At 30.3% G+C, this 5846-nt stretch carries 5 protein-coding genes; all 5 read right to left on the bottom strand.

What is annotated here, in order from left to right; genetic code table 11:
- Window positions 1-272 precede the first annotated feature (272 nt).
- A complete protein-coding gene (locus ACH5TX_RS00555) occupies window positions 273-1049 on the bottom strand; it encodes an SH3 domain-containing protein (RefSeq protein ID WP_439337611.1) in 777 nt (258 codons plus the stop codon).
- A gap of 1354 nt (window positions 1050-2403) precedes the next feature.
- Window positions 2404-2916: a hypothetical protein gene (locus tag ACH5TX_RS00550; RefSeq protein ID WP_439337610.1), complete on the bottom strand. Its 513-nt coding sequence runs from the start codon at window positions 2914-2916 to the stop codon at window positions 2404-2406.
- Between the two features lie 165 nt (window positions 2917-3081).
- A complete protein-coding gene (locus ACH5TX_RS00545) occupies window positions 3082-3744 on the bottom strand; it encodes a hypothetical protein (protein WP_439337609.1) in 663 nt (220 codons plus the stop codon).
- Window positions 3745-3901: 157 nt separating this feature from the next.
- Complete coding sequence (locus ACH5TX_RS00540; protein ID WP_439337608.1) at window positions 3902-4750, bottom strand: hypothetical protein; 849 nt, start codon at window positions 4748-4750, stop codon at window positions 3902-3904.
- 158 nt (window positions 4751-4908) lie between these two features.
- The gene (locus tag ACH5TX_RS00535; protein ID WP_439337607.1) at window positions 4909-5679 is read right to left on the bottom strand and encodes a DUF6090 family protein; all 771 of its coding nucleotides are present in this window, start codon (window positions 5677-5679) and stop codon (window positions 4909-4911) included.
- Window positions 5680-5846: the final 167 nt, after the last annotated feature.

Raw genomic sequence — 5846 nt, 5'->3', positions numbered from 1 at the left:
CTATTCCAACCATTCCTTTTGGAATAGATTTTAGACATTCCAAAAAGAACTTTTTATAAATTGATGGAAAAGTCAGATTAAGTTCTCGTTCCAATTCTTTCAACTTTTTCATATAGTTTCTTCAAATGACACACAACGGTTTTATATATGATTTGTTGCGTGTTTTAAGCACTGAATTTAGTAAATAAAAACCAAATAGAAAATCCGCGAGGATTTTCGTAAGTAGGCTAGAACTAGCAATAAATTATATATGTTGTTGCCAGTAGTATTTACTATTCCTGCTGAAGCCAATTAAAAATTCCATCTTTCCAAAAAATAAATCCACCACCACAACTTTCAGAGGCGTGAACATAAATCGCTTCATAATTCAATATTACTCTTTCAGAATTTGGAACTTGTTCAAGACTTCTAAAGTCATCTATAAAGTTTGACCATAAGATAGCTCCAGATTCAACTCTTTCAAATATTTCAGCCCAACCAAATTTGTCAATTACCCTATTTTCATTATTTGCATCTTTAAGGTTTTCAACTGGTTTCAAAATTTGAGTATTATTTCCTCCAATGTCTAAAATAATAATTTCAACATTGTCTTTTTCTTTACTTACTTTTACTGCGTAATCTGAAATTCCATCTCCAAAGAAGTCTCCTTTTATATAATAAGGACTCGATTTTGAATGAATTTTATAATTCTGAAATTTTTCAATTTTTGAAATTTCTTTTTCAAGGTATAAATTAAATTTCTTTTCATTTTTTATATAACCATTGAAAACATAACCTGAATTATTTTCAGAACTAAACATTTGAGAATTAACAAACTTTATTTTAACCCATTCACCTTTTACAATTTCATTACCATCTTTTATTTCTAATAATTTCCCTGTTTTTTCAATAACGTTAACTTTAGTTCCAAAATGTAGCTTTCCAATTTTTTCAGATTTAGTATTTGGCTCTTTTCTAACATTTAAACCATTTCCAGCAATGACAATTTCTTGACCAAAAGTTGTCTGGTTTATGAATGATAATATTAAAATTACAATTAGTTTTTTCATATTACTGGCAACGGTTGTGTATAAGGATAGTGCGGTTTTGTGTCCGAGGATTTTCCGCAGGAAAATCAGAGTGACTAAAAAAGCACTAACCTTTAGATTAAGGAATAAATTTAAGCATTATTCCTTATACTTTGTTGCCCACAGTAGATTGTTTTCAGAGTTTTCTTATTCAGTTTTCAGAGATTGAGTGAGTTCAGTTGTTTTTTTAATCCACAAACTTATTCAATTCCGTTTCAGTGAGAAATTCCGCAACTTGCTAAATTCCGCATATACTTTAGTTTTTAAATTCAGGTTTAGATTCTGCAAACTTGCTAAAAAGTCCGATGTGATTTTTATTCCGATTTGAGTGAGAATTCAGCGCAATTAATTCAGCGTTTTATTCTGCGAAATTTTGCTTTTTTTTATTCCGATTTACTTTCTGCTGAGTGCGTTTCGCTATTGTGGGCAACGGACTTGTGTATGAAACGTAGCGTGTAAAAAGACGCTATGCTTTCGGATTAACACATAGCCTAATTTTTATATTTTGTTTTAATTTTTCTCTTTTTAAAAGCCAAATTAAAAATTTGGCGGTCTTTGTTAATAAGCAGAAACCTCTCGGTTAGCACTTATTAGCTATGTTTTATACACCGTGTTGTGGTTAGTTTTTTCTCTAATTATTGATGTCAAAATTAATGTTATTCCGATGTAACATATCCAATTTCTAATTCTTTGATGAACAAACATTATTGGTGTTCCGTCACTTGAATAATCTTCATATGACTCGTAAAAGAACCCAAAATAGATTAATGTCGGCAACAATATTAAAATTCCGATTAATATTAAATATTTTGATTTTATTGTGTCGGGCATAATGTCTTTTAAAATAAAGATTATTGGCAAAGTCAAATAAGTCACTACAACATAGTCCACATAGCCAACAAAAGTGAACCATTTAAGAAATACATTTAGATAAATCAGAAATAGCATCAAAATTCCGATTTTAATTCCACTCAAGATTTTTTCTGAAATCTGAAATCTATCATTTAAAATCTCTTTTAAGGTCAGAATAAGAAGTCCTATTATAGTCAAAAGAGAAGTTGCAAAATTCAATTTTGTCCCTAAAAAATGAAAGGGTTTTGGATTTATTATTAAGTCAAGAAATCCTAAAGTTGATATCACAAAAATCAGGATTTTTATATATTTTTTTGTCTTTTGCATTCAGTACTAAATTAACCACAACGGTTACGTATATGGAAAGTTGCGTTTTTGTGTGCGAGGATTTTCCGCAGGAAAATCAGATGTAACAAAAATGCAACTACCTTTGTTTAAGCACTAATTTCGCAATTTTTTATATACTTTGTTAGGCAACGTTTTTTTATTTAAATATATCTTTAATTCTGTCCAAAAAGCCTTTTTTCTTTTGATTAGTTTTTATTTCACTATTCGTGTTTTCTTTCGAATGCATATTCTCCTTTTCCAATTCTTTTAAAAATTCAGGCGTGTCATTTAGCAACATCTCTCTCGAGTAGGCTATTTCATCATCCAAATAATAAATCAAAGCGTTAGACTTGTCAATTAGCGCAACAGAGATTAGTCCGATTGAGGCTCCAGCTGCAAAATCGGCTCCCCAAATAAAAGAAATCACAGTATCTTGGTCAGTTAAGTCCTTTTTGATAAAGTCAAAGTCATTTGTTATTTCGCTCGGTTGGTCAAAATAAATTTCGAAAAAGGTTTTTTGTCCGTTTATGGTGCATTCAATTCCGTCAATTCCGTAAAATTTTTCAAAATCATCATTAATTTCAAATTCATAGCCAAGTTCACGAATAGAATTTTCAATTTCCGTTTTGTTTGGTAAATCAGCTTTCTTTAAAAAAGCAGTTTGAGTCATTGACATTTGCGTTCTGTTTTAATGTTGCCTAACGTGTTTGTGTATGATTAGTGGCGTGTTTAAGCACCTAATTTAGCAAATAAACACCAGATAGAAAATCCGCGAGGATTTTCGTAAGTAGGCGAGAACTAGCCATTAATTATACACGGTGTTACCACACGTTTTTTATTTTCGGTTTGCAATAAATTCATCTGCGATTATATATGGTTGTCCCAAACTAAAATCGTTTGGACTAACATCTTCGTTTCCAAAAATCAGAAGCTTTGCATTAGGTCGATACGCATAACCTTTGTCAAAATCCTTAATTACGTTCTCAACATTAAATTCAATTCCGTGTTTTTCACAAACTGCTCTTATCGGTTCAGCGAGCGGTTCTGAAATGCCGAGATTCATTTTTCCGGCTTTTTTATAATATTCTTTGATGTTGTAAAAATTCTTATTTAGTGGCAACCAATTTCCAGCGTGTTTTTCGTATTCAAAGAATAAATCTCCAATAAATTCACTTGCGTTTGTCGGAAAACCATTTAATTCACATTCCAATTCGTTTTTGTTGAAAGTCCAAAGTAGTGGATGTTCAGTTAAGACTTTTAGTTTTATATATGGTAAATACTGTTCGCTAAAAATTCCGCTAAACTTTATTGTATTATGAGCAATTAATCGCCAATGTTCAGCATCAGTAATTTTTCCATAATCATCTCGTTCTTCAACGATAAAATTAAATTCCATTGTTTTAAAATGCCCAATTTGACCTTTTAATTCGGTCAAATGAAAATGTCCATTTTGATAGAATTTTGTGGTGTTTGTTCGTTTAATTAATTCCTCTAACATTGGTTTTTTTCAAATGTGTGGTAACGGTTATGTATAATATTAGTGGCGTGTTTAAGCACTAATTTAATAAATAGAAACTTGCCAGCGGAAAATTCCGAAGGAATTTTCCAAGTAAGCTAAAACTAGCCATTAATTTTATGCTTTGTTGTAAGCAGTATTATTTCAGTTTGTTAAGTCTTTCAATTGCTTCATTCAATTCATTATGGTCATTTAATAATTCATTCAATCTATCAGCAAATTCAGTTAATACCAATCGAATACTTTGTGCATATTCTAAACATTCCTTATCATTTAAATTATGTATTCCAATGCTCAATGCTTTGTGCAATAACTTTAATGGATTTACATTCTTAATGTATAATTCCTTTGGTAATAAATCTTTGATTGAATCTAAAGAGCTTGAGAATTGAATATTCTCTTTGGCTTGAATAAGTCCATCAATTATTTTTTGTTCTTTATTTGTTTTTTGACAAACGGAAATAATATTATCGATAAGTCTATTCCTTTGATTTTCAACTACACGTCTATAGTATGAATAAGATGCGATTCCGAGATTTTGAGATTCACATCTTCTCCCTTTTAAAAATAATTCTCTATCTGGTCCAATTATGGAAATGAGTTTAGATGAAATTTTTGGTCCATAAAAAGGATATTCTCCAACCTTTATTACATTTACATCTTCAATATTTTCTTCATCGAAAAGTAGAACTAAAAAGTATCCTTTAGTTTCTTCTTTACAATTCTGACATAAATATTCAACATAACAATGGTCTGACCAAGTTTCATTGGAACCAATTTCTACAATGTTATAATGTAAAGGAAATTCATTATGCTCAAATAATCGAACACCATTACATAAGTCACAATGTAAATATAAGTCAGGTGTTTGAAGAGCAATAATTTCGTCATCACTCCAACCTTTGCGAGTCATTTTTAACACGTCAGAAACATTCTTGTATGTTCCTGGTGGTAATTCCTGAAGTATTTCGGATAATGTAATGTTCATTCGGTTAGGTCATATTGCTTACAACGGTTTTGTGTATGGCTCGTTGCGGAAAATCAGCTATGATTTTCCGTCGTAACCGAAAGATAGCAAATTGCAATGAATTCCGATTAAGGAATTCAGCCGCAATGAGCTATACACGTTGTTGTACGTTCGTTATTTTATCTAGATTCAAGTTCTTTATTTATCCCTTTTATTACATTGTTTATGTTGTTAAGTATTTCCACTTCTTCGTCTACAATTAAACTCCTATACCATAGTGACAACTGTAATGTTTTTAAAAGTTCATTATCTATTAAAAACTTATCATAGTCTCTAATTTTTAATTTGTAAACCTTAATAGAGTCTGTATGTTTGAATCCATAGCTTACAGGATGATTAGTATCCAGGAATAAGTACTTCATCTGAAAAGGATATAATTGTTCTCTAATATTAAAACTAGATTTTTTTACGCTCAATTCATCTCCTAATCGATTTAAGTCTAGTTGAAATAAATTGGTTATCGAAATGCGCAAGCTATCATTAGTGAGCGTATTTAAACCAATGTTTTTTAAATTTTCAAAAGCACTTGTTTTTGGGGTTATCTTAAACTCTTCACCAGAGTCTCCAAAAAATCTGTATATAGAATCTGAATATGCTTTTTTGTTAGAGATGTCAATAATAAGTTGTTGCGTAGATTTAAGTATTTCGTTATGCTGTGAGATAGTTTTTTGGATTTCATTTTTAGTCTGAATTAAATCACTTTTTAATTCTTTGTAAATCTGTGTCTCTTGTTTTTCTTCTTTTTTAGCTTCATTCCAATTGTTTATTTGTAAAGCAATTAAAATTCCGATTACCACTAATATAATTTCACCAATAGCATATTTAAAATACTTTTCAGTTTTTCCCTCGGAAAGTAAATTCTGTCTAATTTTTCTAAAGAATTTTATCATTGGTTAGTGGTTGGTTATAATGACGTACAACGGTTGTGTATAAGGATAGTGCGTTTTTGTGTCCGAGGATTTTCCGCAGGAAAATCAGAGTGACTAAAAAAGCACTAACCTTTAGATTAAGAAATAAATTTAAGCATTATTCCTTATACTTTGTTGCCCACAGTAGA

The organism is Thalassobellus citreus (assembly GCF_044385915.1).
In the GTDB taxonomy this organism is placed as follows: domain Bacteria; phylum Bacteroidota; class Bacteroidia; order Flavobacteriales; family Flavobacteriaceae; genus Thalassobellus; species Thalassobellus citreus.
Note: the sequence above shows the minus strand (reverse complement) of the source record. Positions and strands in the feature narration are given on the sequence as shown.

Bases quoted from the DNA above. Each gene is read 5' to 3' on its own strand.
- ACH5TX_RS00540 (WP_439337608.1), bottom strand. From the start codon at position 4,750: ATGAACATTACATTATCCGAAATACTTCAGGAATTACCACCAGGAACA.
- ACH5TX_RS00555 (WP_439337611.1), bottom strand. From the start codon at position 1,049: ATGAAAAAACTAATTGTAATTTTAATATTATCATTCATAAACCAGACA.
- ACH5TX_RS00550 (WP_439337610.1), bottom strand. From the start codon at position 2,916: ATGACTCAAACTGCTTTTTTAAAGAAAGCTGATTTACCAAACAAAACG.
- ACH5TX_RS00535 (WP_439337607.1), bottom strand. From the start codon at position 5,679: ATGATAAAATTCTTTAGAAAAATTAGACAGAATTTACTTTCCGAGGGA.
- ACH5TX_RS00545 (WP_439337609.1), bottom strand. From the start codon at position 3,744: ATGTTAGAGGAATTAATTAAACGAACAAACACCACAAAATTCTATCAA.